The sequence below is a fragment of the Mesorhizobium sp. f-mel genome (assembly GCF_053850215.1).
In genome coordinates this window covers 174,370-200,336 of record NZ_JBSPTO010000007.1, presented here as the reverse complement: position 1 = coordinate 200,336, position 25,967 = coordinate 174,370, and the positions used below count along the sequence as shown (strand labels likewise).

Genomic DNA, 25,967 nt, shown 5'->3' with positions numbered 1-25,967 from the left:
TGCTCCGGCTCCGGCAAACGGTCGGGCGCAGCGAACGTTATGCCGCTGCGTCGCGGGCCGCCTCCGACAGGAAAGTAAAGACATAATCGGAAAAGGAACGCCAGCATTCAACGCGGAACGCGTCGGACGCGGTGCGCAGCAGCACGATTTCGACCTTACCGAGAATGGTGCGCGACGCCGCGCCTACCGGAAAGGCGTCGAGCGACAGATCCTGCGGACAGCCTGAATTGATCGTCGCCGCCGCTGCCGGGCCGGTGACCGATATGGCAACGTTGCGATGCGAGATGCCAACCGCCGAATGCAGTACTGTCACCTCGGCGCAGTCGGCGAGCGGGTCTTTTCCCACCTCATCGATGACCAGCCATTCGTCCGGCCCAAGCCACAAGGCCGTGCGCCCGGCCTTTGCCGCCGAGGTTTTGGGTTTTTGCGGCAGGGTTACGCCGAGCGCCTTCGAAAGCGCCGCGACCGAGGCGTCCCGCGCACGCAGCGAAATGCGCTCTGCCGGTGGCAACACGGCAAGCGTGACGCCGGTTGCGGAAAGCTCCTGACCGGCGAGAGCCGGGCGGCGTTCGACTGACGGCGCAGCGGCGGCAGATTTCTTCGCGGCAGCCTTAGCCATTGAGGCGCTCCCCCTTCTCGTCGAAGAACACCATGCCGGTGACCTCCACCTCGATCGTCGCGTTGGGCATCGGCACGTAAAGCGTCTCACCCATCCGGTCGCGGCCACCGGCAACCAGGGCCAGCGCGATCGAGCGGCCGCAATTTTCCGACCAGTAGCTGGAGGTGACATGGCCGATCATGGTCATCGGGATCGCCTGCTTCGGATCGCCGACGATTTGCGCGCCTTCTTCCAGCACCACCTTAGGATCCTTGGTCTTCAGGCCGACCAGTTGCTTGCGGCCGTTGGCGACAATGTCCGGCCGCACCATGCCGCGAATGCCGACGAAATCGGTCTTCTTCTTGCCGACTGCCCAATCGAGACCGGCATCGTTAGGCGTTACCGTGCCGTCGGTGTCCTGGCCGACGATGATGTAGCCCTTTTCGGCACGCAGCACGTGCATCGCCTCGGTGCCGTAGGCACAGGCGCCATGCTTCTGGCCCTCGGCCCATAGCGCTTCCCAGACGGCCTGGCCGTAGTCGGCCGGCACGTTGACCTCAAAGCCGCGTTCGCCGGTGAACGACATCCGGAACAGCCTTGTCGGCACGCCGCAGATCCTGCCTTCGCGCACCGACATATGCGGCAGCGCCTCGTCCGACATGTCGATGCCTTCGACCAGCGGCGCGATGATGTCCCGAGACTTCGGTCCTTGCACGGCGATCACCGCCCACTGTTCGGTGATCGACGTCAGCCAAACATTGAGATGCGGGAACTCGGTCTGGAGGTAATCCTCCATATGGTTCATGACACGCGGCGCACCGCCCGTCGTCGTCGTCACATGGAAACGGTCGGGTGCAAGCCTGCCAACGACACCGTCGTCATAGATGAAACCGTCCTCGCGCAGCATGATGCCATAGCGGCAGCGGCCGGGCTCCAGTTTCTCCCACGGATTGGTGTAGAGCAGTTCCATGAACTTCGCCGCATCCGGCCCGACCACCTCGATCTTGCCCAGCGTCGAGGCGTCGAACAGGCCGGCCGTCTTGCGCACCGTGACACACTCACGATCGACAGCGGCGTGCATGTCGTCGCCCGACTTTGGAAAATACCAGGCGCGCTTCCACTGGCCGACATCCTCGAACACGGCACCTTGGCGCTCGGCCCAGGGATGGATCGCCGTCTTGCGAGTCGGGTCGAAGAGCGGACCCCGCGCATGGCCGACGATCGAGCCGAAGGTCACCGGCGTGTAGGGCGCCCGGAACGTCGTCAGGCCGACTTGCGGGATCGGCTTGCCGAGCGTCTCGGCGGCGATTGCCAGACCGTGCATGTTCGAGGTCTTGCCCTGGTCGGTCGCCATGCCGTTGGTGGTGAAGCGCTTGACGTGCTCGATCGAGCGCATGCCTTCATGCACCGCCTGGCGGATGTCCTTGGCGGTGACGTCGTTCTGGAAATCGACAAAGGCCTTGACCGTCGTATCCGCCCCGGCGCCGGGCGCCGCACCCAGCATGCCGCGCGACCAGCTCTCGCTGGCATCGACCTTCGGCTTGTTTCCTTTGGCGGTGTTGGCGCCGACATCCTTCGCCGCCTTGGCGCCCGCCGCATAGGCCTCCTCGATCGTCGCCGATAGCCCGTCCGTGCCGTTGCAGGCGCCGACGGAGACGCAGTCCTGCGCATAGGCGCCGGGCACGAAGCGCTTGGTCTCGTCGTTGAAGGCAACCTTGCCGCGCGACTGCGAGAACAGATGCACCGACGGTGTCCAGCCGGCCGACATCAGGATCGCGTCAACGGGGATGGTACGTTCGCCGCCGCCATTCTTCGGCTGCACGGTCATCGATGAGACGCGCAATTTGCCGCCGGCGCGGATCACCGCGCGGCCGAAATTGACCTCGATGCCGAGCGCCCTCGCCTCGTCGATCACCGGCCCAGTCGGATTGTCGCGCAGGTCGACGATCGCCGCCACGCCGACACCGGCCTTCTTCAGATCGATCGCCGCCGCATAGGCGGAATCATTGGCCGTATAGACGCCGACATTCCTGCCGACCGCGACGCCATAATGGTTGAGATAGGTGCGCGCCGCCGACGCCAGCATGACGCCGGGCCGGTCGTTGTCGGCAAACACCATATGCCGCTCGATGGCGCCGGTCGCCAGCACCACGCGCTTGGCACGGACCTGCCACAGCCGCTCGCGCGGCAGGTCGCGGCCGGGGTTTTGCAAATGGTCGCTGACGCGCTCGACCAGCCCGACGAAATTCTGCGCGTAATAGCCAAAGGCCGTGGTGCGGGACAGCACACGGACGTTGTCCATCGTCTTGAGCTTCGCGACCGCACTCTGCGCCCAGGCAAAGCCGTCCTGGCCATCGATCTTCGCGCCGCTCTCGAAATGCAGGCTGCCGCCGAACTCCGCTTGCTCGTCGACAAGGATGACGCGCACACCGGTCTCGGCCGCCGCCAGTGCTGCGGCAATGCCGGCCGCACCGCCACCCAGCACCAATACGTCGCAATGGGCGAAGCGCGCCGAATAATGGTCGGGGTCCGCCTGGTCGGGGGCGACGCCGAGCCCGGCCGCAGCACGGATCTTGGGCTCGTAGAAGTTTTTCCAGGCGGACTTCGGCCACATAAAGGTCTTGTAGTAGAAGCCCGCCGAAAGCAGCGGCGAGGCGATGTCGCCGAGCGCACTGACGTCGAAGGAAAGCGACGGCCAGCGGTTCTGTGACTGTGCCGCCAGCCCGTCATAAAGCTCCTGCACGGTGGCACGGACATTTGGTGTCTTCCTGGCGGAGTCGCGCTTGATCTCAACCAGCGCGTTGGGCTCTTCCGCCCCGGCGGACAGAAAGCCGCGCGGCCGGTGGTATTTGAACGAGCGGCCGACCAGATGGACGCCGTTGGCGAGCAGCGCCGAGGCCAGCGTATCGCCCTCGACACCGGCATAAGATTGGCCGTCGAAGCTGAAGCTGGCAGTCTCTGCCTGCCTGAGGCGTCCGGCGCCGGGAATGCGGAACGCTGCGATCATTTGGAGGCTCCCGGCAGCTTCGCCGGCTTGGGCTCGCCAGCCTTGTAGGTCAACAGGAACCTGTCGCTGACGGTGTCGCGCACGGCGTTGAAGAACCGCGCACAGCCATGCATGTGCCGCCAGCGCTCATAGATGATGCCTTTGGGATTCGAGCGGATGAAGAAGAACTTTTCGAAGTCGTCATCGCTCTCGCCGGCCATGTTAGCCGAACGCGCAATATGCGCCTCGCCGGCGTTGCGAAATTCGAGTTCCGGACGCTCTTCCTCGCAATAGGGGCAGCGGATGAGAAGCATGGTTGTTCCTACAATTCGCCGGGGCCGACGCGGGCGCCGGCCGGTTGATCGCAAAGCCAGTGACCCAACATCACGAAGCGGGCCTTCATCAGTGTGCCACCGCCGCCGCCGCCGCCTCGTCGATCAGGCGGCCGGTGCGGAAGCGCTCGATGGTGAAGGGGGCGTTGATCGGGTGCGGATCGTCTTTTGCGATGGTGTGGGCAAAGACATGGCCCGAGCCGGGCGTTGCCTTGAAGCCGCCCGTGCCCCAGCCGCAATTGACATAGAGGCCGGGCACCGGCGTCTTGGCCAGGATCGGCGAGCGATCGGGCGTCACGTCGACGATGCCGCCCCAGGAGCGCAGCATCTTCATGCGCGTGAACATCGGGAACATCTCGCAGATGGCGTCGAGCGTGTGCTGCAGGATGTGCAACCCGCCGGTCTGCGAATAGGAGACATACTGGTCGGTGCCGGCGCCGATGACCAGCTCGCCCTTGTCGGATTGCGAGATATAGGCGTGCACGGTGTTCGACATCACCACGCAAGGGAAGACCGGCTTGACCGGCTCCGACACCAGCGCCTGCAGCGGATAGCTTTCCAGCGGCATGCGCACGCCGGCCATGTTCATGATGACGGACGAATGGCCGGCGGCCACCACGCCGACCTTCCTGGCGCCGATGAAGCCGCGCGTCGTCTCGACGCCGGTGACCGCACCGTTCGGCGCCCGCTTGACCCCGGTGACCTCGCAATTCTGGATGATGTGGACGCCGCGCGCCGAAGCGCCGCGCGCATAGCCCCAGGCGACGGCATCGTGGCGGGCGGTGCCGCCGCGACGCTGCAGGGTCGCGCCCATCACCGGATAGCGGGCGTCGCGCGAAATGTTGAGCGGCGGGCAGAATTCCTTCGCCGCTTCCGGCGTCAGCCATTCATTGTCGATGCCGTTCAGACGGTTGGCATGGACGTGGCGTTTCAGCACCTGGATGTCATGGACATTATGGGCCAGCATCATGACGCCGCGCGGCGAATACATGACGTTGTAGTTGAGCTCCTGGCTGAGCCCGTCCCACAGTTTCAGCGCGTGGTCGTAGATGCCGGCGCTCTCGTCATAGAGATAGTTGGAGCGGATGATGGTGGTGTTGCGGCCGGTATTGCCGCCGCCGAGCCAGCCCTTTTCCAGCACCGCGACATTGGTGATGCCGTGCACCGTGGCGAGGTAGTAGGCGGTGGCCAGGCCATGGCCGCCGGCGCCGACGATGATGACGTCGTACTCCTTCTTCGGCTCTGGCGAGGACCACTGTTCCTCCCAGCCCTTGTGGCCGCGCATAGCCTCGCGGGCGATGGCGAATACCGAGTATTTCTTCAACGTTCCAGCCTCGCAGAATAGCGGCCGAGCATCCAATCGAGCGCCGGCGCGCGAGGTGTATCACTAGCGAAACAGCGCTGCCACCCTTGCGCTGTTTGCGACGGCGCTTGCCGTTTTGCGCCGTGCCTTCAACGGCCGCTGTTCTGAGCTTCGCCTTTTGACGGTTCAGACGGCGCACGCTTCACAATGGACGGCCCGGTTGCATAGGTCGGCCGCAGATAACCTCGGCGGCAATCGGCGGCGATGTTACGAATTTCCGCATCGTCCGACTGCTCCGTCATGGCCACGAAGCGCTCGATGATCACCTCGCGCGGCCTGATAGCCACTGCCGCAGCAAAGCGCCGCAACAGCGCATCCGGATGCTCGAGCAACCGTGGTAGGTCCTTGGAACTCGGCATGAAATGCTGGCCGTAAGCGTTGACCAACGTCCCAAAAGCCGAGTCCGGACGCACGACCGCGGCATTTTCAACTGCAAGCCGTAGTTGCCAGCGCTCTGCGAGGCAGATGAATTGAACAACCCTCCATCGAACGCCGGCATGTTCGTCGTCCAGCCGCAGCATGACACGGCCGAGAATGGCTCCATCCGCCGGCGTCGTGCATCCCAGAAGCGCTTCGATTGCATCGAACCTGATCCCAGCAATCTTGCTGTCGAGCAGGTCGGCGATCTCCGCGACAACGCAATTCATGTTGAAGCTTAGCCTGGGGCTGATCTCGGCCACCAAAAAAGCGGCGGCGGCCTGAGTATGAAGGTTGCCGGACGTCAGCAGCGGCCGGAGGTTTTCAAGGGGAAAGCCTCTGTGAAATTCCGATTGAAGAGCGAACGTCAACTCGCTGTCGCCCTCATAGCCGGGCTCCAGCAACTTGCTCATCATGTCTTGGGGGGTCATTGGAATGGGTGGCGCGTCCACCCGCAATGTTGAATGACGGCTTTGGTAGCTTGGCGTCCGCCCGGCGTCAAGAAATCTTGACAGATGCCTTCGCACGTATCGGGTGGCTCGCCCCGCCCCGGACTGCAATCACCATCCCGATCGCCGGCGACGCTGGCGCGAAGAAAGGGATGAAAACAATGCTCGCACTCGCTAACAAGATCGCCATCGTCACTGGCGCCAGTTCCGGCATCGGCCACGCCACGGCAAAACTCTTTGCCGAGGAAGGCGCCAAGGTGGTCGTCGCTGCCCGTCGCCAGGCAGAGCTGGACGCGCTCGTCACTGAAATCGAGGAGGCCGATGGCACGGCCATTGCTCTTGCCGGCGACGTCCGCGACGAGGCCTATGCCAAGGCCCTTGTCGATCTTGCGGTGGGCCGGTTCGGCGGGCTGGATATCGCCTTCAACAACGCCGGCTCGGTCGGCAAGATGGGTTCGATTTCGGGGTTGTCGCTGGAGGGCTGGCGAGAGACGCTCGACACCAACCTGACCAGCGCATTTCTCGGCGCGAAACATCAGGTGCCGGCGATGGTCGATCGCGGCGGCGGATCGCTGATCTTCACCTCTACCTTCGTCGGCCATACCGTCGGCATGCCCGGCATGACCAGTTACGCCGCAAGCAAGGCCGGGCTGATCGGATTGACGCAGGTGCTTGCCGCCGAATACGGCGCGAAAGGCGTACGGGTCAACGCGCTGCTGCCGGGCGGCACCGATACGCCTTCGGCAACATTCAAGACACCTGAATCGCGAGCCTTCGTCGAAAACCTGCATGCCTTGAAGCGCGTTGCCGAGCCTGAAGAGATCGCCCGCTCGGCGCTCTACCTGGCTTCGGATGCATCGAGCTTCACCACCGGAACCGCGCTGTTTGCCGATGGCGGTGTTTCGATCAGCCGAACGTGAGGCGTTTTCCCGTCGGCGAACAATGGAACGCGGCATGTTGCAAAACCGGCCTTGCTTTCTTGGCGCGATTTAGCGATTGCGTTTTCTGTTCGAAGAATGCTGTCGAAGACGGGCCTAAAACATGCTGCTGATCAGGACCTACATCGCTGCTAGCACAATCGAGGGTGTCGGCGTATTCGCCGCCGAGCCGATCAGGAAGGGAGCGTCGATCTGGCAGCTCGATCCTGACTTCGACCGGTTGATCCCGACGGAAAAATACGAGGCTGCACCGCCGCATCTCAGGGAATTGCTCGACAGATATGCCTATCCAAGCCCGGACCGGCCCGGGTTCATGGTCTATGAAGTCGACAATGGGCGCTTCATGAACCACGCCGAAAGGCCGAACACGGATTTCTCGCAGTATGGTGGCGCAACCGCGATCCGCGACATTGCGGCGGGTGAAGAAATAACCTGCGACTACGGCGAATTCTTCGAGGATTTCGAGCGGCTTCATCTGGCCACGGCATAGAGGGAGAGCCTGTCGCCAATTGCTCTGTTGCGAATCAAACGACCCGGAGCGAGGATCGGCTCCGGGCCACGTTTCCAACCCCGATTAGTTCCGGTGGGCGTGCGGCTCGTCGGTGTGGCGGCCGTCATATTGCAGGTCCAACTCGCGAATCGCCTCCTTGCCTTTCTTCGGATCGACAAGCCTAAGAAGCGCGTCGATCTTGGCCTCCATCCGGTCGGTACTCTCCTTCGATTGCGGCGAACCGACGAAGAGCAGGAACGCCAGGCCGCCGACCTGCCAGAGCAGTTGCAGGAATTCCGACTGCCAGTTCTCAAGCGTGTCGCGGCTCATCTCGATCAGATAGCCGCCGAATTCGGGCGGTTGGCCGAGCGCTTGCTGCTCGTCGAGATAGGCGAACCAGCCGAAAACCCAATGACCGACGATCGAGATGATGAAGAAGCCGAGGGTAATCCAGGCATAGCTGTAGGCCCGCCACACCGAAGGCGGCGTCATCTTGGCCGCCGGCCTGTTGTCCTCATCGTTTGGCATTGTCGCTGTCCGACTCCGAGCGAGCCAGGAACTGCTCCGTAGTCGCGGGCAGCTTGTTTTTCAGCCACTCGGCCATCGCCTCCTCCTCACGCAGGTTTTGTTCGCAGGCCCGGGCGACTTCTGTTTCGCCAAGGGATTCGGCGGCTGCGATGAGGATCGTGTATGAGGCGATTTCCATATGTTCGAATGTGTAGCTCGCCAGTGAGCCTTTCATCACCTCGTCGCCGGCGAAGACGCCGCTTAGGGACTGCGCCATGGCCAACAGCTTGCCGCCCGCGTCCTTCAGCGTGGACGTATCTTCGCCCAATTGTTCCAGGCAGGTTCTGAGGCGTGCGGCTTGCCCTTTCGTCTCGTCGACGTGCAGGTTAATGCGCTCACGGAGTTCGGGATAACTCTCCAGCCGGCTCAGCTGGCCGTTCAGCATGGTTTCGGCCTGCTCCTCCATCGCATGCGCGTCCCTGAGCCACTGGACGAGCCATTCACGGGTCTCTGACATCGGTGTTCTCCTGTGCTTGCCTAGGCGAAACAACCATGGGGAACGAGGTTTGTTCCTTCGTTGATAGAGCCAGGCTGACTGTTTGCCGGATTGGGCAGCAGGATTTATCGGTGGCGGAGAAAACGCCAACGATCGCTCATCGGTGCGGAGAGCCACCGAACAGGCGAATCTACTACCAGAGGTCGTAATTCCTTGCTTTCTGACGGCAGTTATGCTATTGATTTGCGCGTGGTGCTGATTTGCGCCGACGACCCGCCGCCGAGGCGGGTTTTTCGTTTCGGGAGTGGACAGAGCGGCATGATTCTGCTATCAGCCGCCACAATTCGTGGTGTAGACCGCCGCGGAGGCAAGCGACTATGGCCACTTGCCTGTTGTTAACAAACCCGAAAGACAGGATTGCCCGTGCAGGTACTCGTCCGCGACAACAATGTTGATCAGGCGCTTCGCGCGCTCAAGAAAAAGATGCAGCGCGAAGGCATCTTCCGCGAAATGAAGATGCGCGGACATTATGAGAAGCCTTCCGAGAAGCGCGCCCGCGAAAAGGCGGAAGCCGTTCGCCGCGCCCGCAAGCTGGCCCGCAAGCGCGCCCAGCGCGAGGGTCTGCTGCCGATGACGCCGCGTCCGGTGGCGGCTGGTGCTGCTGGTGCAGGTGCTCCGCGTCCGCCGCGGTTCTGACGCCAATTTTTCGTCCTTTTCGAAGGATACCCAAGGTGGCGCGATGCGTAATCGCCGCCACCTTTTTGTTGAATTCGACCAGTTCGGAGAGGGCCGGTTCGGAGACGGAACAGACCTGACGGCGCGGCGGGCAGTGAGGACAGAGCAGATATGAACGCAACAAGCGTGGAGCGCAGAACCGCAATGCGCGGCTTCGCCCTGACGGCAGCCCTGCTTTCCGGCTTGGCGCTCGCCGGCTGCCAGACAGCCCCGACCGGCGAATTCACCAACATCGACAAGGCACAAGGGTCGGCCGAGAACATCTCCTCGCTGTCGGCCGTTATCCAGCGCAGTCCCCAGGATCCCGAAGGCTACAATGTGCGCGGCTCCGCCTATGGCCGCGGCGGCCAGTATCAGGCGGCGCTCAAGGACTTCGACACCGCCATCCAGCTCAATCCGAATTTCTACCAGGCCTATTCGAACCGCGCTCTCATCCAGCGCTTTCTCGGCGACCAGGCGGCCGCGCTTGCCGACTACAACCGCTCGATCCAGATCAATCCCGACTATGACGCCGCCTATATCGGCCGCGGCAACCTCTACCGCAAAGCCGGCCGCATCCAGGAAGCTTTCAACGATTTCCAGAAGGCGATCCAACTCGACACGACAGACGCCCGCGCCTACCACAATCGCGGCCTGATCTACCAGAGCCAGGGCCAGCACGCTTTCGCCATCGAGGATTTCTCGACCGCCATCTCGCTGGCGCCGGACGCCGCCGACCCCTACAATGGCCGCGGCCTCTCCTACCTCGCCATGAACGACGAGGACAATGCCTTCGCCGACATCAACATGGCGATCAAGCTCGACGGCAAGAATGCCGAGGCCTGGTCCAACCAGGCGCTGATCTACGAGCGGCGCGGCGACAAGGCCAAGGCGGCAAAATCCTACCGCGAGGCAGTGCGCCTCAACCCCACCTACCAGCCGGCCAAGGACGGCCTGGCGCGCACCAGCACCGGCTGACCGACGGCAGCGTTGGGCCTGATATGGCAGGCCTGCCGTTTGGCATGGCTTCGAAACCTTCAATGACTGTGCATTGACCCCCGCCTTGATCGCGCCAAGTTTTCGGCGGAACGCTCGGGATGTTCAGCCGTTGTTCAAGGCTATTCGCGAAAAGGACCCCTCCCATGATCAAGAAACTCGCCTGTGCCGCCGCCCTCGCCGCCACGGTGCTCGCTGCCCCTGCCAGCGCGGGCAGACTGGAACTCGGCGTGCTCGACTGCACCATCGACGGCGGCACCGGCTACATCGTCACATCCAACAAGGGCGTGGCCTGCACCTTTCGCCCTCATCATGGCGGTCCCCCCGAAGCCTATACCGGGGTCATTTCCAAGCTCGGCGTCGACGTCGGCAGGACGCACCAGGGCGAATTGATATGGGCGGTTCTGGCGGCCACCCGCGACAGTAATTCCGGCGATCTTGCCGGCAGCTATTATGGCGTCAACGCCGAGGCCAGCCTGGTGACTGGCGGCGGCGCCAACCTTCTGGTCGGCGGACTGAACAGCGCGTTCTCGCTGCAGCCTCTGAACGTACAGGCGCAAACCGGTGTCAACCTGGCAGTCGCCGTCACCTCACTGGAGCTGATCCACTCTTTCAAATAGGCGTGCCATAGCGAGGCTCTGCGGCGCGGAACAGGATTGGACTGTTCCGCGCCGCATGATTTTTGGAAAACCGCCATGCCAAGGATGATCATCGCTGACGCCATGATCGCCAATCTTCGATCACCCTGACTTCCCGCCAGCATCTCGGCGCACCCGCAAAAACCGCTTGAACTCAACTGCGGTTGAGGTTTTACAACCTGCCCCCGAAGCGCCGCGTGCTTGTTGGAATCGAAGAGCGCTCCACCATTTTTAATCGGCGTATAAGGAAGTGTCGGAGGGCGGGGTGACCGAAACCAGCACAAACAGGGTCGATTGGCGCGCGCTGTGGGCGAGCGGCGATCTGGCGCGCTTCTGCTTCATCAGCCTCGGCATCCTGCTGCACGCCACCAACGAAACCATGGTGGCAACGGTGATGCCGGCCATGGTCGGCGAACTCGCCGGCGTTCAGCTGGTCGGCTGGTCGCTGGCGATCTACGAGCTCGGCGCCATCGTCGCAGGCGCTGCCGCCGGACGGCTGGTGAGCTATGTCGCGCTGCGCACCAACATGATAGTCGCCGCCCTGCTCTATGCCGCCGGCGCCCTGGTCTGCGCCATCGCGCCCTCCATGCCGCTGTTCCTGGCCGGGCGCTTGATCGAGGGTTTTGGCGGCGGCGCGCTGGTGTCGCTGGCCTTCGTCTCGGTCGAGCGGCTGTTTCCACGTGCCATCTGGCCGCAGCTTTTCGGCGTCATGTCGGCGATCTGGGGCGTCGCCGCCTTCAGCGGACCGGTGCTCGGTGCGTTGATGACCGAGCTGCTCTCCTGGCGTTGGGCTTTCGGTGTCTTCACGGTCGGCGGCACGGCCATGGCGCTGGCGAGCTTTATCGTGCTCGACACGCCTGAGGCCACCAGGCCACAGGCGATCACTGGAACGGCGCCGCCCTTCCCCTTTGCCGCGCTCGGCTGCTTGGCCGTCAGCGTCGTGCTGATTGCCACGGCTGGGGTCGACATTGCCCTGCTGCGTTCCTCTCTACTGCTGGTCCTCGGACTGATCGGGCTTGCGCTGTTCATCCGCATCGACGCGCTGAAGCCGGGCTCGCGGCTGTTCCCGTCGCGGCTGTTCTCATGGCGCACGCCGGTCGGCGCAGGCATGACCATGGTCGCCGCCTTTTCGGTGGCGACCTGTTCCTTCGCCGTCTACGGGCCGCTGCTTCTGACCAGCCTGCACGGCATTCCGATCCTGACCACCGGCTATATCATCGCCGCCGAATCGATCGCCTGGTCGATCCTGTCGATCCTCGTCGCCAATGCGCCGCCGGAACGCGAGAGGCTGATCATCACCGGCGGCGCACTGATGATCGCGGCCGGCATCGTCGGTTTCGCCTACGCCGTGCCGGCGGGTTCGATTCCGCTGATCCTGTTTTGCGCCTTGCTGCAGGGCGGCGGCTTCGGCATTGCCTGGCCCTTCGTCACACGCGTGATCGTGGCATCGGCTAGGGATGGTGAGCAGACGATCGCCTCCGCCGCCGTGCCGACCATGCAGCGCATTGGCTATGCGGTGGGTGCCGCACTGACCGGCATCGTCGCCAATGCCAGCGGTTTTTCCGAAGGCCTGAACCGTGAGGCGGCGGCAAATGTCGCCACCTGGCTGTTTCTCGCCTTCGTGCCACTCGGGATTCTGGGATGCCTCGCCGCCCTCAGGATCTCGGGACCGGCAGCCCGGCCACAGGAAGTGACGAGCTAGACAGTAATCGTCTTAAGCCGTTCGGCGACCAAGGCGGCGAGCCGCGTCGCCACCTCGTCCTTGCTCATCTCAGGCCATTCCTCGACACCAGCCTTCGAGACAATCCGCACTCGGTTGCGATCGCCGCCCATCACCCCGCTTTCGGGGGACACGTCGTTGGCGACGATGAAATCGGCGCCCTTCTTCCTGAGCTTGGCCTCGGCGTTCCTGACCAGATCCTGCGTCTCGGCGGCAAAGCCGACGACCAGGCTGGGCCGCTTCCTGTGATGACCGACACCGGCAAGAATATCAGGGTTTTCGATCATCTGCAGCGCCGGCGGCCCCTCGCCCGCCACCTTCTTGATCTTCTCGCCGGCCGAAGTCTCGCTGCGCCAGTCGGCGACCGCCGCGACGAACACCGCCGCGTCGGCCGGCAGCAGCTGTTCGACCGCTTCCCTCATCTGGTTCGCGGTTTCGACATGCAGCGTGGTGACGTCAGCCGGATCGGCAATACCGACCGGACCGGAGACGAGGTGCACATCGGCGCCCAGCCTAGCCAGCGCCGCCGCGATGGCATGGCCCTGCTTGCCGGACGAGCGATTGGCGATGTAGCGCACCGGGTCGATCGGCTCATGCGTCGGACCTGAGGTGACGATGATCTTTCTGCCTGCGAGCGGCTTCGGACTGATATCGAGCAGCGCCTCGATCGCGGCGACGATCTCCAGCGGCTCGGCCATGCGGCCTTCGCCCGCCTCGTTGCTCTCGGCCATCTCGCCCTTCGCCGGGCCGACGAATGCGACGGCGTCCTTCTGCAACGTCGCTCGGTTGCGCCGGGTCGCCGGATGCGACCACATTTTCGGGTTCATGGCGGGCGCCATCAGCACCGGCTTGTCGGTCGCAATGAGCACGGTGGAGGCAAGATCGTTGGCGTGGCCGTTGGCAAGCTTCGCCATCAGGTCGGCGGTGGCCGGCGCCACGACCACAAGGTCGGCCTCGCGCGACAGGCGGATGTGGCCGACATCGTGTTCGTCATTGCGGTCGAACAAATCGGTGAAGACGTGGTCGGCAGAGAGGGCCCCGGCCGACAGTGTGGTGACGAATTCCTGCGCTGCAGCGGTCATCACCACCCGCACGGCGGCGCCCCGCTCACGCAGCCGGCGGATTAGGTCGAGCGCCTTGTAGGCGGCGATGCCACCGCCGATGATGAGCAGGATGCGCTTGCCGGAGAGGGTCATGCCCGAGGCCAGCTCTTTGTCCAATGTCATGCCGGCCTCAGAGCCGGTTCGATATCGGTATGGATGAAATCATTGCCCTTGAAAAGCAGCGGGAGGTTTCGCGTCTTGGCCAAGGCGTAGGCGAAGCAGTCGCCCATGTTGAGATCAGCACGATGGCGAGATCCACGACCATAACGAGAGTAGGCAAGCCGTGCGACTTCAAGCTGCGCCAAATCAAAAGGAACTACCGTCAACTCAAGACGGTCGATAAGCATTTGGAACTCGCTAGCATTGACGCTACCGCTTGATCGGCTCGCTACACAATGCGCCTCCAGCAGCGTCGCAGTGCTTATCAGTGCAGCAGGTGAGGTTCCGAACACATCGACGAACGCAGCCGCATCCGGCTCTGCGCCAATGATTGCGATCAATGCCGACGTATCGACTGCGACTGTCACAGAAGTCCCTCGTCCCACATATGATCAGTGAGCGCCTTGAGGTCAAAAGGACGTTCCAACTTCCGTCCGAGCGCCAAAATTTCTTCACGTGACGCCTTCAGCCGCCACGCCCCATTCTCAAGCTTGGTTTTCGGGATCGCCACCTCACGCAAGGCATCCCGCGCTTCCTGCTCCATCGAAACGCCACGCGCGGCAGCGCGCTCGCGAAGCACCTGCTTTACGCTTTCGTCAAGATTGCGGATTGTTATCGTGCTCATGGCTACGCTCCTTGGCCTTAACATAGGCAATAAGCGGCATGACTGCAATGACAGCACTGCTGTCATTGCTTGCATTCAGAGCAGCTTCCACGCAATCGTGACCATTGCCAGCGCGATCACCCACAGCGCCAGCCGGCCGGAGCGGGTGTAGCGCGCCTCGGCCTTGCCGATGGCGCGCGCCGTCCTTTCATCGAAACGCAGCCCGTGTTCGGCCATCAAATCGATCTCGCGCGACAGCCGCTCGGTGCGGGCGGCGAGGTCGGGCGCCTGGCGGGCCAGCGCCAGCAGCGCGCTGGCGCCGTCACGTGCGTCGGCCAGCAGAGCACGCGGGCCGAGATTGCCCGATATCCAGCCGCCGACCACCGGCTCGGACGTCTTCCACATGTTGAAGGCCGGGTCGAGGGTGCGGGCGACGCCTTCGACCACCACCATGGTCTTCTGCAGCAGCACCAGCTCGGAGCGCGTCGCCATGTCGAAGAGATCGGTCACCTCGAACAGAAGCGCCAAGAGCTTGGCCATCGAGATGGTTTCAGCCGGCTGGTCGTGGATCGGCTCGCCGATCGCCCGGATCGCCTGGCCGAATGCCGCGACATTATGCTGGCGCGGCACGTAGCCGGCCTCGAAATGCACTTCGGCGACGCGCAGATAGTCACGGGTGATGAAGCCGTAGAGAATTTCGGCGAGGAACCGGCGCTCCTTCTTGCCGAGCCGGCCGGCAATGCCGAGATCGACAGCGACGATGGTGCCATCGGGCTCGACGAACAGGTTACCCGGGTGCATGTCGGCGTGGAAGAAACCGTCACGCAGTGTGTGGCGCAGGAACGACTGGACCAGGTTGACGGCGATCGCCTTCAGGTCATGGCCGGCGGCAGCGAGGCCGGCAATGTCGTTCATCTTGATGCCGTCGACCCATTCCATGGTCAGTACGTCACGGCCAGTACGTTCCCAGTCGACGGACGGGACGCGAAAGCCAGGATCGTCTTTGGTGTTCTCGCCGAGTTCCGAAAGCGCTGCCGCCTCGAGCCGCAGATCCATTTCGATCTTCGTGGTCTGCGCCAGCGTCTGGGTCACTTCGACCGGACGCAGCCGGCGCGACGACGGAATGTATTTTTCCTGGAGACGGGCGGCGAGGAAATAGCTTTCGAGATCGCGAAAGAAACGGCGTCGCACGCCCGGCCGGATGACCTTCACCGCCACCCGCGAACCGACGCCGTCCTGCAGGGTTTCGGCGATATGGACCTGAGCGATCGACGCGGCGGCGACGGCCTCGCCGAAACTGGCGTAGAGCTCGCCGACCTTGCGCCCGAGCGAAGCCTCTATCGCAGCTATGGCCTCGGCCTGCGGAAAGGTCTGCATCTTGTCCTGCAGCATGGCGAGATCGAGCGCTATGTCGTTGCCGACGACATCGGGCCGCGTCGCCAGGAACTGGCCGAGCTTGACATAGGATGGGCCGAGCCGGACGACGGCCTTGGCCAGCCGGTCGCCACGCTCATAGGCAAGCGCGCGGCGGCGGGTCAACAGCCGCGCCATCCGCCAGCCGAGTTTCGGCAGACCGAAGAGCTCGTCGCCCGGCAGCGCCGCGACTACGCCTTCGCGGACTAGCACCCAGCCGGCCCGCACGAGCCTGAAACCAGCGCCGACACTGCTCATGACTGCGCTCGCCTCAAAGCTTCCAGCCCGAATGAAGCGCAGCTATGCCGCCGGAATAATTGCGAAAAGAAGCGCGGTCGAAGCCGGCGCGGGAAATCATCGCCGCAAAATTCTGCTGATTGGGAAATTTGCGGATCGATTCGACCAAGTAGGAATAGGGCTCGCCGTCGCCGGTCACCGCCTTGCCGATCCTGGGGATGGCGTTGAACGACCACGCCTCATAGGCCTTGTCGAGCAGCGGCATGTCGACCTCGGAAAATTCGAGGCAGAGGAAGCGCCCGCCGGGCTTCAGCACGCGATAGGCTTCCGCAAGCGCCACATCGATGCGCGGCACGTTGCGAATGCCGAAAGCGATCGTGTAGGCGTCGAATGTGGCCTCAGTGAAAGGCAGCTCCTCGGCATTGGCTTCGACGAAATCGGTGTTTGCCGTCAGGCCCTTTTTCTCGGCCCGGTCGCGGCCGACGGCGAGCATCGAGCCGTTGATGTCGAGAACCGTGGCATGGGCGTTCCTGCCGCTCGCCTCGACGATGCGGAAGGCGATGTCGCCGGTGCCGCCGGCAACGTCGAGAACGCTCCAGCCCGGTCGTTTCGGTGTATTGAGCCATGTGACCATGGCGTCCTTCCACAGCCTGTGCAGCCCGGCCGACATCAGGTCGTTCATCAGATCGTAGCGGTTCGCGACCTTGTGGAAAACGTCATTGACCAGGGACTGCTTCTCGCCCGCCCCTACACGCTTGAAACCATAGGACGTTTCCATGCCGCCAACGGCCGTGGTTCTCTCAACCGACATTATTTTTGATCCGCCATAAAACCGGCGGGACCATAGCCGATCGATGGTGCCGACGCTATTGTTTAAGGCGCGGTGTTCGGCCGCGCTTCTCGGTCGTGAAATCGTACTTATGTCACGAGCTGGAGACCTGACGGGATGATTGCATGCCTTTGAAAGCGGAACTGCACTGCCATATCGAAGGGGCAGCGGCGCCCGAACTCGTCATCCGCCAGGCGCAGAAATACGGCAAGGACACCTCGCGCTACATTCAGAATGGCTCTTTCGTCTGGCACGATTTCACCTCATTCCTCGCTGCCTATGACTTCTCCTCCGACCTGTTCCGCACGGAGGAGGACTATGCCCGGCTGGCCGATCATTACCTGACCAGCCTCGCCCGCGACGGCGCCATCTATTCCGAGATCTTCACCTCGCCGGAACACGCCGGCAAGGCCGGCCTGTCGCCCAAGGCCTATACGGACGCGCTCGGCGAAGGCATCGCGCGCGCCAAGGCCAAGACCGGCATCGAGGGCCGCATGATCGTCACCGGGGTGCGCAATACCGGCGTCGAATCGATCGAGCAGGCGGCGCGATTCGCGGCCCGCTGCGGGCATCCGCTGGTCACCGGCTTCGGCGTCGCCGGCGACGAGCGGATGGGCGATCTGGAGGATTATGTCAGGGCCTTCGAAATCGCGCGGGAGGCCGGCCTCGGCATCACCGTCCATGCCGGCGAACTGATGGGCTGGGAGAGCGTCGAGGCCGCACTCGATCACATCCGCCCCGCCCGCATCGGCCATGGCGTGCGCGCCGTCGAGAACCCCGACATTGTCCGGCGCATCGCCGACGAAGGCGTCGTACTCGAATGCTGTCCCAGTTCCAACGTCGCGCTGAAGGTCTTCGGCAGTTTCGCCGATCACCCTTTTCCGGCACTGCAGGCGGCAGGCTGCAAGGTGACGCTAAACTCCGACGATCCGCCCTATTTCTGGACGTCGCTGAAGCGCGAATACGACATTGCCGCCGAGCATTTTTCGATGAACGACAAGGCGCTCGCCGCCGTCACCAGAACCGCCATCGAGGCCGCCTTCGTCGACAAGAAGACCAGGACAGCGCTTCTCACCCGCCTCAACAGCGCCGCCCGCTAACTCTCTTTTTTCGGCAAAAGCTGTGGTCGGCGGCAGCAGGCGGTTCCTTGGCCAGCGCATTGTCGCTAGGGTTCGCGTAGGCAGCCGGGATTTCAGGAGAACACCATGCAGGGCGTCACCGTCGTCGACCACCCGCTTGTCCAGCACAAGCTGACCATCATGCGCAAGAAGGAAACCTCGACGGCCGGCTTCCGGCGGCTGCTGCGCGAGATCTCGCTGCTTCTCGGCTACGAGGTCACTCGCAATCTCGAGCTGACGACGACGACGATCGAAACGCCGATCGAGACGATGGAAGCGCCGACGCTGGAAGGCAAGAAGCTGGTCTTCGCCTCGGTGCTGCGCGCCGGCAACGGCTTGCTCGAAGGTCTGCTAGACCTGGTGCCGGCGGCGCGCGTCGCCCATATCGGTCTCTACCGTGACCACGAAACGCTGGAAGCGGTCGAGTATTTCTTCAAGGCGCCGAGCGATCTCGCCGACCGGTTGGTGATCGTCGTCGATCCGATGCTGGCGACCGCCAATTCGGCGATCGCGGCGATCGACAAGCTGAAAGGGCGCGGCGCCACCAACATCCGCTTCCTTTGCCTGTTGGCTGCCCCCGAAGGCCTCGAGCGCTTCATCAAGGCGCATCCCGACGTTCCGGTCTTCACCGCTTCCATCGACCGCCAGCTCAACGAGAAAGGCTATATCATGCCGGGCCTCGGCGACGCCGGAGACCGCATGTACGGGACCAAATGACCGTGCCACTCGTTTACCGATCGTTTACGCAAACGGCCGCTTTCCGCATCTGTTAAAGCGGCAAACACCATACCGCGATAAGCATGGGCCTTCACGAAGGCCGGTCCATGCTGCGCAATCTTATCATCCTTGGCATGCTCGCCGTAGCATCGGCGTCGTTCCCGATCCTCTATCAGTCGAATCCGCAGATGCTCGATGGCCTGCTGAAATCGACGGTCGGTACCAGGCCGGCAGTCGAAACGCAAACGGATCTGAATCTGGCCACGGTTCCGGATAGACCGGCGACGCCGCGGCCGCTCGGCCGCAAGGTCGTGGTCGCCGCTGACGTGCGCGGGCATTTCACGTCGGCGTTCAGGCTCAACGGTCGAACGGTCGACGGCATGATCGACACCGGCGCGACGCTCGTCGCCATAAACAGTTCGACGGCGCGCAGGATCGGCATCTCGCTGAACGTGTCCGACTTCAAACACGAGGTAAACACCGCCAACGGCGCGATCAGGGCTGCCCTGGTGACCATCGATCGGCTGCAGATCGGCAAGATCACGGTCGACGGCGTCCAGGCGGTGGTGCTCGACGACAAGGCCCTGCGCACCAACCTGATCGGTCTGAGCTTTCTCCAGCGGCTTGAAAAGTACCAGGTCGAGAACGGCGCGCTGCTGCTCGTCCAGTGAAGCAAGATCCCGGAAAAGTGGAAACCGGTTCTCGGAACGATCATCGTCCAACAAGAAGGTAGAGCCTTGCTGACCGGATCACCCGCGCGGCAGGATCCGCCGGATGACGGTTTTTTCCGCAGGCGGCTTCGAAGCACCGATCGCATAGGCCGAAAGCACGGCGGCCGCGGCCGCTTCGGCATCCGCGGGATTGCGGGCATGGACCAGCGCCAGCGCCTCACCGGGGCGCACCTCCGCGCCGACCGGCAACAGCCGGGTGATGCCGACCGCATGATCGATCCTGTCGTCCGGCCGTATGCGCCCCCCGCCAAGCCCGACGACGGCGAGCCCGATGTCGCGGGTCGCGATGCCGGTGACGAAGCCGTGTTCGGTCGCCTTGACCGCAAATTCAGTCGCCGCCTTCGGCAGGTATTTTTCCGGATTCTCGACGAAATCTGCGGGGCCGCCGAGCGCCGCCACCATGCGCGCGAAGACGGCGGCGGCACCGCCGCCGGCAAGCGTCTCGGCGGCGCGCCGCATGCCATCCTGGTTGGACGACACCAGCCCGGCAGACTGCAGCATGTCTGCGGCCAGTGCCAGCGTCACATCCTCCAGGCGCCGGTCGCGGAAGCGGCCGGTGAGAAAATCGACGGCGTTGCGCACCTCGACCGCGTTGCCGGCTGCCGACGCCAGCGGCTCGTTCATGCCGGTGACCAGTGCTGAGGTCTTCAGTCCTGCGCCATTGGCGACTTCTACCAGGCTGTTCGCCAGTGTTGTTGCGTCGCGCGACTTTTCCATGAAGGCGCCGTTGCCGACCTTTACGTCGAGCACCAGCGACTGCAGGCCGGCGGCCAGCTTCTTCGACAGGATCGAGGCGGTGATCAGCGGCACCGATTCGACGGTTCCCGTCACGTCGCGGATCGCATAGAGCCGGCGGTCGGCGGGCGCGAGATCGGCGGTCTGGCCGATGATGGCGCAGCCGGCCTCGAGCACCGCCTTGCGGAAGCCCGCCACATCCGGCTGGCTGATATAGCCGGGGATGGCGTCCATCTTGTCCAGCGTGCCGCCGGTATGGCCGAGACCACGGCCGGAAATCATCGGCACATAAGCGCCACAGGCGGCGACGATCGGCGCCACCATCAGCGAGACATTGTCGCCGACGCCGCCTGTCGAATGTTTGTCGGTGACTGGGCCCGGCAGGTTCGACCAATCGAGCACGTCGCCGGAGTCGCGCATGGCCAGCGTCAGCGCCACCGCCTCGTCGCGGCTCATGCCGTTGAAGAACACCGCCATGGCGAAGGCCCCGACCTGCCCGTCCGAGACGGCGCCTGCGGTCACGCCTTCGATGAAGCTGGCGATCTCCTGCGTCGACAGCTTGTGGCCGTCGCGCTTGCTGCGGATGATTTCCTGGGGAAGCATCAGGCCGGGACCTTACGCTCCGGCAAGCCATCCTGGAACACACGCTGGAGGATCGTCGCCAGACGCGCGCCGCCAACCGGCGCTATGTCCTTGGTCTCCTGGTGCGAAAGCTCCGCCCCGGTCATCCCTGCTGCAAGGTTGGTGATGACCGAGCAGGCGGCGACCCGCAAGCCGAGGAAGCGGGCGAGAATGACCTCCGGCACGGTCGACATGCCGACGGCGTTGGCGCCCATGACGCGCGCCATGCGGATCTCGGCGGGTGTCTCGAAGCATGGCCCGGAAAACCACATATAGACGCCCTTGTGCAGGGCGGTAGCGGTAGCCTTCGCCGCCGTCTCGATCGCCGCGCGAAGGCCGGCATCATAGGCTTCGGTCAGGCCGACGAAGCGGCGGTCGCTTGGCTCGCCGATCAGCGGGTTGGAGCCCGAGAAATTGATGTGGTCGGTGATCAGCATCACCGAGCCTGGCCCCATGTCCGGATCGACCGAGCCAGCGGCGTTGGTGAGGATCAGGTTCGAAGTGCCGAGGCCGGCGAGCACCTCCAGCGCCGGCCGCATCGCAGCCGCGTTGCCGTGCTCGTAGTAGTGAGCGCGGCCGGACAGCATCAACACTGGTGTGCCGGCGAAATGTCCCGCCACCACCTCGCCGGCATGGCCGGTGACGCCGCTTCTGGGAAAGCCCGGCAATTCGGCATAGGAAATGCGGACAGCGTCCTCGACCTCTTCGACAAGCCCGCCAAGACCCGACCCCAGCACCAGCGCGGTGGCGGGCGCCAGCCCGTCCAGCCTTTCGACGAGACGATCAAGCGCCTCCTTCATTTCAACCAGCTCTTCATTTTAACCAGCTCTTCATTTCAACCAGCTCTTCATTTCAACATGTCGCCCTGGAAGCCGTAGGGCAGCATGTCGCCCATGGTCACGGTCTCGACCACGCCGCCACTGTCGCAGAGATAGAGTTTGGTTTCCGGCCGGCAAAATTCGGCCAGCCGCTGCCGGCAGCCGCCGCAGGGTGAGCATTTCGCCGTGCGCTCGGCGATCACCGCGATCTCCGTTATCCTGCCGCCGCCGGCCATGATGTAGTGGCCGAGCGCGGTGGTTTCGGCGCACCAGCCTTCCGGATAGGACGCGACCTCGATGTTGGCGCCGGTAAAGACGCGGCCGTCCTCGGTGCGCAGTGCCGCCCCGACCGGAAACTTCGAATACGGCGCATAGGCCTTGGCCATGGCCGCCTTGGCCGCTTCGAACAGATCATGCGACATTTAGTTTTTCCCTCGCATGATCTTGTCCGAAAAACGGGTTCCACTTTTCGAAGTCATGCTCATATTTTCCTTTTTCGCATGGCCCGATCCGAAAACCGGCTTCCACTTTTCGCGGCCATGCTCAGCGTTCTTTGACATAGGGCACGCCGCCGGCCCGCGGCGGGATCGCCTTGCCGATGAAGCCGGCGAGCAGGATGACGGTGAGGATATAGGGCAGCGCCTGCATGAGCTGCACCGGCACTTTGCCGATCAGCGGCAGCGGCGTGCCCTGCAGCCGGATCGACAGCGCGTCGAGGAAGCCGAACAACAGGCAGGCGAACATGGCATTGACCGGCTTCCATTTGGCGAAGATCAGCGCGGCAAGCGCGATGTAACCCTTACCGGCGGTCATATCCTTCACGAAGCCGCCATTCTGCACCATCGACAGGTAGGCGCCGGCAATGCCGGTGAGCACGCCGGTGCAGATCAGCGCCCGGTAGCGCAGCCAGGCGACCGAGATGCCAGCGGTGTCGACCGCGGCCGGGTTCTCACCAACCGCGCGCATGCGCAAGCCAAAGCGGGTACGGAACAGCACCCACCAGGTGAACGGCACGGCGAGGAACGCGACATAGACCAGCACGGAATGGCCGGAGATGAGTTCCGAATATATCGGGCCGAGGATCGGCACCCCCCTAAGCGCGTCCGCGCCGGGCCAGATGATCGCCCCGAACCGCTCGTCGGGCGCAAGCGCCGGCGTACGTCCTCCTTGCTGGAACCAGGCCTGGCCGAGCATGATCGTTGATCCGGCGGCGATAAAATTGATCGCCACGCCGGAGACGATCTGGTTGCCGCGATGGGTGATTGAGGCAAACCCGTGGACCAACGCGAAAGCGACCGAGATGAGGATGGCCATGCCGAGGCCGATATAGGCGGAATGGAAGACGGAGGCTGCGGCGGCACCGGCGAAGGCGCCGACCAGCATCTTGCCCTCGAGCCCGATGTCGAAGATGCCGGCCCGCTCCGAATAGAGGCCGGCGAGGCATGCGAGCAGCAAGGGCACCGACAGGCGGATCGTCGAGTCCAGAACCTGGATGATGGCGTTGAACATGTCCATCTCAGGCACCCTTCCCCTTGATCGCTTCCATGCCGACAGATCTCGGGCTGAGTGCGGCGAACAGCGCCTGGACATAGGGCCGGAACATGTGCTCGAGCGCGCCGGCGAACAGGATGACCAGGCCCTGAATGATGACGATCATGTCGCGGCTGATCGCCGGCATCTCGAAGGCGAGCTCGGCGCCACCCTGGTAGAGCATGCCAAACAGGATTGCCGCCAGTACGATGCCGACCGGGTGCAGGCGCCCCATCAGCGCCACGGCGATGCCGACGAAACCGGCGCCGGAAACGAACTCGAGCGCGACATTGTGCTGGTCGCCCATCGTCGGATTGAGCGCCATCATGCCGGCGAGCGCGCCCGAAATCATCATCGCGATGATGATGATGCGGGTCTCCGAAATGCCGGCATAGCGCGCCGCTTTCGAGCTGTGGCCGTAGGTGCGCATCTCGTAACCGAGCCTAGTGCGCCAGATCAGCACCCAGACCAGAAAGGCCATGGCCAGCGCCAGCAAGAAGCTGATGTTGAACGGCGCCGAACGGATCTTGGCGCCGAACAATTCGATGACCCAGTTGAGCTTCGGCAGTTGCGCGCCGTCGAGGAAGGTGCGTGTCTGCGGCGCCATCGAATTGGCCGGCTTCAAGAATCCGACCAGTGCGTAGACCATGACGCTGGCAGCGATGAAATTGAACATGATGGTGGTGATGACGATGTGCGAACCGCGCTTGGCCTGCAGATAGGCCGGGATCAGCGCCCACAGCGCGCCCATAGCCGCGGCGGCGATGATCGCCAGCGGGAAGGTGAGCCACCAGGGCAGCACGCTGTCGAAGGCCAGGCAGACGATGCCGATGCCGAGACCGGCGATATAACCCTGGCCCTCGCCACCGATGTTGAACAGGCCGCAATGCGCCGCAACCGCCACCGACAGCCCGCTGAAGATGAAAGTGGTGGCGTAGAAAAGCGTAAACGCAATGCCTTGCCCGCGGCCGAAGGCGCCCTCGACCAGGACGGCGGCAGCGCGGAACGGATTTTCGCCAACCAGAAGCACGACGAAGCCGGCGACGACGAAGGCAACGGCGAGATTGATTACCGGGATCAGCCCGTAATCGGCCCAGGCCGGCAGCTTTGCGTAAGGCGTGCTCATTCCGCCGCCTCCTGGCGCTCGACGCCGGCCATCAGCAGGCCGAGCTCGCCTTCGGTCGCCTCCGGTCCGCGCTCGCCGACGATGCGGCCGGCAAACATCACCAGGATGCGGTCGGACAGCGAGCGGATCTCGTCGAGCTCGACCGACACCACCAGCACCGCCTTGCCCTGGTCGCGCATGGCGATGAGCCGCTTATGGATGAATTCGATGGCGCCGACATCGACGCCGCGCGTCGGCTGGCCGACGATCAGCACGCCCGGATCCTGCTCCATCTCCCGGGCCAGCACGATCTTTTGCTGATTGCCGCCGGAGAAATTGGCGGTCTTGAGCCGGCAATCCGCCGGACGGATGTCGTATTTGGTAATCTTGTCCCTGGCGTCGTTGCGGATCGCGTCGATGTCGAGGAACGGCCCCTTCAGATATCGTTCGTCGTCGTGATAGCCGAGGATCGAATTCTCGTTCTCCTCGAAGGCCAGCACCAGCCCGACATGATGACGGTCTTCCGGCACATGGGCGAGACCGCGGTCGCGCAGCTCGCCGGGATCGGCGGCCCCGGTGAGATCGATCGGCTTGCCGTCGAGCATGACGGAGCCCGAGACGGCGCGCCTGATGCCGGAAATCGCCTCGAGCATTTCGGATTGCCCGTTACCGGCGACGCCGGCGATGCCGACGATCTCGCCGGCGCGCACATCGAAGGAGATGTCGTCGACCATGGTGACGCCGCGGGAATCCTTCACTGTCAGGTTCTTGACCGCGAGCTTGACGCCGCCGGCCTCCGCCTCGCCCTTCTCGACCCTGAGCAGCACGCGGCGCCCGACCATCAGCTCGGCCAGCTCCTCGACTGTGGTCTTCCTGGTTTCCCGTGTCGCCACCATCGTGCCCTGGCGCATGACCGAGACCGTGTCGGTGATCGCCATGATCTCGCGCAGCTTGTGGGTGATCAGCACGATCGTTTTACCCTGCTCCTTCAACTGCTTGAGGATGCGGAACAGATGGTCAGCTTCTGCGGGCGTCAGCACGCCCGTCGGCTCGTCGAGGATCAGGATCTCGGCGCCGCGATACAGCGCCTTGAGGATTTCGACACGCTGCTGCAGGCCAACCGGCAACTCCTCGATGATCGCGTCGGGATCGACCTCCAGCCCGTATTCGCGCTCGAGCCGTTCCAGCTCCGACCGCGCCTTGGTGATGCTCCTCTTCAGCAGGGCATCGCTTTCTGCGCCGAGAATGACGTTTTCCAGCACCGTGAAATTGTCGACCAGCATGAAATGCTGATGCACCATGCCGATGCCGAGCGCGATGGCGTCGTTTGGCGTCTTGATCGACGCCGGCTGGCCGCCGACGCGGATCTCGCCGCTGTCGGCCTGGTAGAAGCCATAGAGGATCGACATCAGCGTCGACTTGCCGGCGCCGTTCTCACCGACAATGCCGTGGATGGTGCCGCGCACGATCTCCAGATTGATGTCGCGGTTGGCGCGCACGGCGCCAAAACTCTTGTTGATGCCGATCAACTCGATTGCGGCTTGCGCCATGCAGCCTGTCCCACTCTTATTTTTTATCGCTTGGTCAAAACGCCTAGCATGAC

The 25,967-nt window shown here is 63.6% G+C and carries 27 protein-coding genes; 9 read left to right on the top strand and 18 right to left on the bottom strand.

Annotated features, from left to right (window positions below):
* Positions 1–37: 37 nt before the first annotated feature.
* From ACWUKX_RS12545 to ACWUKX_RS12525, 5 genes are all read right to left on the bottom strand, one after another.
* Entirely contained in the window at positions 38–619 is a 582-nt protein-coding gene (locus ACWUKX_RS12545; RefSeq protein WP_456007015.1) for a sarcosine oxidase subunit gamma, read from the bottom strand.
* Positions 612–3,605 carry a sarcosine oxidase subunit alpha gene (locus tag ACWUKX_RS12540; RefSeq protein WP_456007013.1) on the bottom strand — a complete coding sequence of 998 codons (2,994 nt, stop codon included), beginning with the start codon at positions 3,603–3,605 and terminating at the stop codon, positions 612–614. Before ACWUKX_RS12540 ends, ACWUKX_RS12545 begins: the two co-directional genes overlap by 8 nt.
* On the bottom strand, positions 3,602–3,898 hold the full coding sequence (locus ACWUKX_RS12535; protein ID WP_065011078.1) for a sarcosine oxidase subunit delta: 297 nt from the start codon (positions 3,896–3,898) through the stop codon (positions 3,602–3,604). Before ACWUKX_RS12535 ends, ACWUKX_RS12540 begins: the two co-directional genes overlap by 4 nt.
* Positions 3,899–3,986: 88 nt before the next feature.
* Positions 3,987–5,240, bottom strand: a complete 1,254-nt coding sequence (locus ACWUKX_RS12530; protein WP_128340632.1) for a sarcosine oxidase subunit beta — start codon at positions 5,238–5,240, stop codon at positions 3,987–3,989.
* A gap of 128 nt (positions 5,241–5,368) precedes the next feature.
* On the bottom strand, positions 5,369–6,109 hold the full coding sequence (locus tag ACWUKX_RS12525) for a hypothetical protein (protein WP_456007011.1): 741 nt from the start codon (positions 6,107–6,109) through the stop codon (positions 5,369–5,371).
* Between the two features lie 197 nt (positions 6,110–6,306).
* Between ACWUKX_RS12525 and ACWUKX_RS12520 the strand changes: the two genes are divergently transcribed.
* Positions 6,307–7,065: an SDR family oxidoreductase gene (locus ACWUKX_RS12520; protein ID WP_456007009.1), complete on the top strand. Its 759-nt coding sequence runs from the start codon at positions 6,307–6,309 to the stop codon at positions 7,063–7,065.
* Between the two features lie 121 nt (positions 7,066–7,186).
* Positions 7,187–7,573, top strand: a complete 387-nt coding sequence (locus tag ACWUKX_RS12515) for an SET domain-containing protein (RefSeq protein ID WP_456007007.1) — start codon at positions 7,187–7,189, stop codon at positions 7,571–7,573.
* A gap of 84 nt (positions 7,574–7,657) precedes the next feature.
* On the opposite strand, the gene ACWUKX_RS12510 is transcribed toward ACWUKX_RS12515, so the two are convergent.
* On the bottom strand, positions 7,658–8,101 hold the full coding sequence (locus tag ACWUKX_RS12510) for a DUF6766 family protein (RefSeq protein ID WP_456007005.1): 444 nt from the start codon (positions 8,099–8,101) through the stop codon (positions 7,658–7,660).
* On the bottom strand, positions 8,088–8,597 hold the full coding sequence (locus ACWUKX_RS12505; protein ID WP_029348076.1) for a ferritin-like domain-containing protein: 510 nt from the start codon (positions 8,595–8,597) through the stop codon (positions 8,088–8,090). Before ACWUKX_RS12505 ends, ACWUKX_RS12510 begins: the two co-directional genes overlap by 14 nt.
* Positions 8,598–8,999: 402 nt before the next feature.
* Here ACWUKX_RS12505 and rpsU point away from each other — a divergent pair, with 402 nt between their 5' ends.
* From rpsU to ACWUKX_RS12485, 4 genes are all read left to right on the top strand, one after another.
* Positions 9,000–9,272, top strand: coding sequence for a 30S ribosomal protein S21 (gene rpsU / locus ACWUKX_RS12500; protein WP_023675331.1), 273 nt, complete (start codon positions 9,000–9,002; stop codon positions 9,270–9,272).
* Between the two features lie 150 nt (positions 9,273–9,422).
* Complete coding sequence (locus ACWUKX_RS12495) at positions 9,423–10,268, top strand: tetratricopeptide repeat protein (RefSeq protein WP_455839464.1); 846 nt, start codon at positions 9,423–9,425, stop codon at positions 10,266–10,268.
* Positions 10,269–10,432: 164 nt separating this feature from the next.
* Positions 10,433–10,906, top strand: a complete 474-nt coding sequence (locus ACWUKX_RS12490; protein WP_455839465.1) for a DUF992 domain-containing protein — start codon at positions 10,433–10,435, stop codon at positions 10,904–10,906.
* A gap of 283 nt (positions 10,907–11,189) precedes the next feature.
* Positions 11,190–12,626, top strand: coding sequence for an MFS transporter (locus ACWUKX_RS12485; RefSeq protein ID WP_456007002.1), 1,437 nt, complete (start codon positions 11,190–11,192; stop codon positions 12,624–12,626).
* Here the strand turns inward: ACWUKX_RS12485 and coaBC are convergent.
* The 5 genes from coaBC to ubiE form a co-directional block, all read right to left on the bottom strand.
* Complete coding sequence (coaBC, locus tag ACWUKX_RS12480; RefSeq protein WP_456007039.1) at positions 12,623–13,840, bottom strand: bifunctional phosphopantothenoylcysteine decarboxylase/phosphopantothenate--cysteine ligase CoaBC; 1,218 nt, start codon at positions 13,838–13,840, stop codon at positions 12,623–12,625. The genes ACWUKX_RS12485 and coaBC overlap by 4 nt on opposite strands.
* 26 nt (positions 13,841–13,866) lie before the next feature.
* Positions 13,867–14,274 carry a type II toxin-antitoxin system VapC family toxin gene (locus tag ACWUKX_RS12475; RefSeq protein WP_065011426.1) on the bottom strand — a complete coding sequence of 136 codons (408 nt, stop codon included), beginning with the start codon at positions 14,272–14,274 and terminating at the stop codon, positions 13,867–13,869.
* Positions 14,271–14,531: a FitA-like ribbon-helix-helix domain-containing protein gene (locus tag ACWUKX_RS12470; protein ID WP_029348087.1), complete on the bottom strand. Its 261-nt coding sequence runs from the start codon at positions 14,529–14,531 to the stop codon at positions 14,271–14,273. Before ACWUKX_RS12470 ends, ACWUKX_RS12475 begins: the two co-directional genes overlap by 4 nt.
* Before the next feature lie 75 nt (positions 14,532–14,606).
* A complete protein-coding gene (ubiB, locus tag ACWUKX_RS12465; RefSeq protein ID WP_287092737.1) occupies positions 14,607–16,181 on the bottom strand; it encodes a 2-polyprenylphenol 6-hydroxylase in 1,575 nt (524 codons plus the stop codon).
* A 13-nt stretch (positions 16,182–16,194) separates the two neighbouring features.
* The gene (ubiE, locus tag ACWUKX_RS12460; RefSeq protein WP_456006999.1) at positions 16,195–16,971 is read right to left on the bottom strand and encodes a bifunctional demethylmenaquinone methyltransferase/2-methoxy-6-polyprenyl-1,4-benzoquinol methylase UbiE; all 777 of its coding nucleotides are present in this window, start codon (positions 16,969–16,971) and stop codon (positions 16,195–16,197) included.
* 143 nt (positions 16,972–17,114) lie between these two features.
* On the opposite strand from ubiE, the gene ACWUKX_RS12455 reads away from it, so the two are divergent.
* From ACWUKX_RS12455 to ACWUKX_RS12445, 3 genes are all read left to right on the top strand, one after another.
* The gene (locus tag ACWUKX_RS12455; protein ID WP_456006997.1) at positions 17,115–18,089 is read left to right on the top strand and encodes an adenosine deaminase; all 975 of its coding nucleotides are present in this window, start codon (positions 17,115–17,117) and stop codon (positions 18,087–18,089) included.
* A 105-nt stretch (positions 18,090–18,194) separates the two neighbouring features.
* The gene (upp, locus tag ACWUKX_RS12450; protein ID WP_029348092.1) at positions 18,195–18,824 is read left to right on the top strand and encodes a uracil phosphoribosyltransferase; all 630 of its coding nucleotides are present in this window, start codon (positions 18,195–18,197) and stop codon (positions 18,822–18,824) included.
* Positions 18,825–18,931: 107 nt separating this feature from the next.
* On the top strand, positions 18,932–19,495 hold the full coding sequence (locus ACWUKX_RS12445; RefSeq protein WP_456006995.1) for a TIGR02281 family clan AA aspartic protease: 564 nt from the start codon (positions 18,932–18,934) through the stop codon (positions 19,493–19,495).
* Positions 19,496–19,573: 78 nt separating this feature from the next.
* On the opposite strand, the gene deoA is transcribed toward ACWUKX_RS12445, so the two are convergent.
* The 6 genes from deoA to ACWUKX_RS12415 all read right to left on the bottom strand — a co-directional run bounded on the left by deoA (position 19,574) and on the right by ACWUKX_RS12415 (position 25,914).
* A complete protein-coding gene (deoA, locus tag ACWUKX_RS12440) occupies positions 19,574–20,893 on the bottom strand; it encodes a thymidine phosphorylase (RefSeq protein ID WP_455839470.1) in 1,320 nt (439 codons plus the stop codon).
* Positions 20,893–21,711: a purine-nucleoside phosphorylase gene (locus ACWUKX_RS12435; protein WP_456006993.1), complete on the bottom strand. Its 819-nt coding sequence runs from the start codon at positions 21,709–21,711 to the stop codon at positions 20,893–20,895. The genes deoA and ACWUKX_RS12435 overlap by 1 nt, the downstream gene beginning before the upstream one ends.
* A 47-nt stretch (positions 21,712–21,758) precedes the next feature.
* On the bottom strand, positions 21,759–22,151 hold the full coding sequence (gene cdd / locus ACWUKX_RS12430; protein WP_029348097.1) for a cytidine deaminase: 393 nt from the start codon (positions 22,149–22,151) through the stop codon (positions 21,759–21,761).
* Between the two features lie 121 nt (positions 22,152–22,272).
* Complete coding sequence (locus ACWUKX_RS12425) at positions 22,273–23,244, bottom strand: ABC transporter permease (protein WP_029348098.1); 972 nt, start codon at positions 23,242–23,244, stop codon at positions 22,273–22,275.
* A gap of 1 nt (position 23,245) precedes the next feature.
* Complete coding sequence (locus ACWUKX_RS12420; RefSeq protein ID WP_456006991.1) at positions 23,246–24,385, bottom strand: ABC transporter permease; 1,140 nt, start codon at positions 24,383–24,385, stop codon at positions 23,246–23,248.
* Positions 24,382–25,914, bottom strand: coding sequence for an ABC transporter ATP-binding protein (locus ACWUKX_RS12415; protein WP_128344255.1), 1,533 nt, complete (start codon positions 25,912–25,914; stop codon positions 24,382–24,384). Before ACWUKX_RS12415 ends, ACWUKX_RS12420 begins: the two co-directional genes overlap by 4 nt.
* Positions 25,915–25,967: the final 53 nt, after the last annotated feature.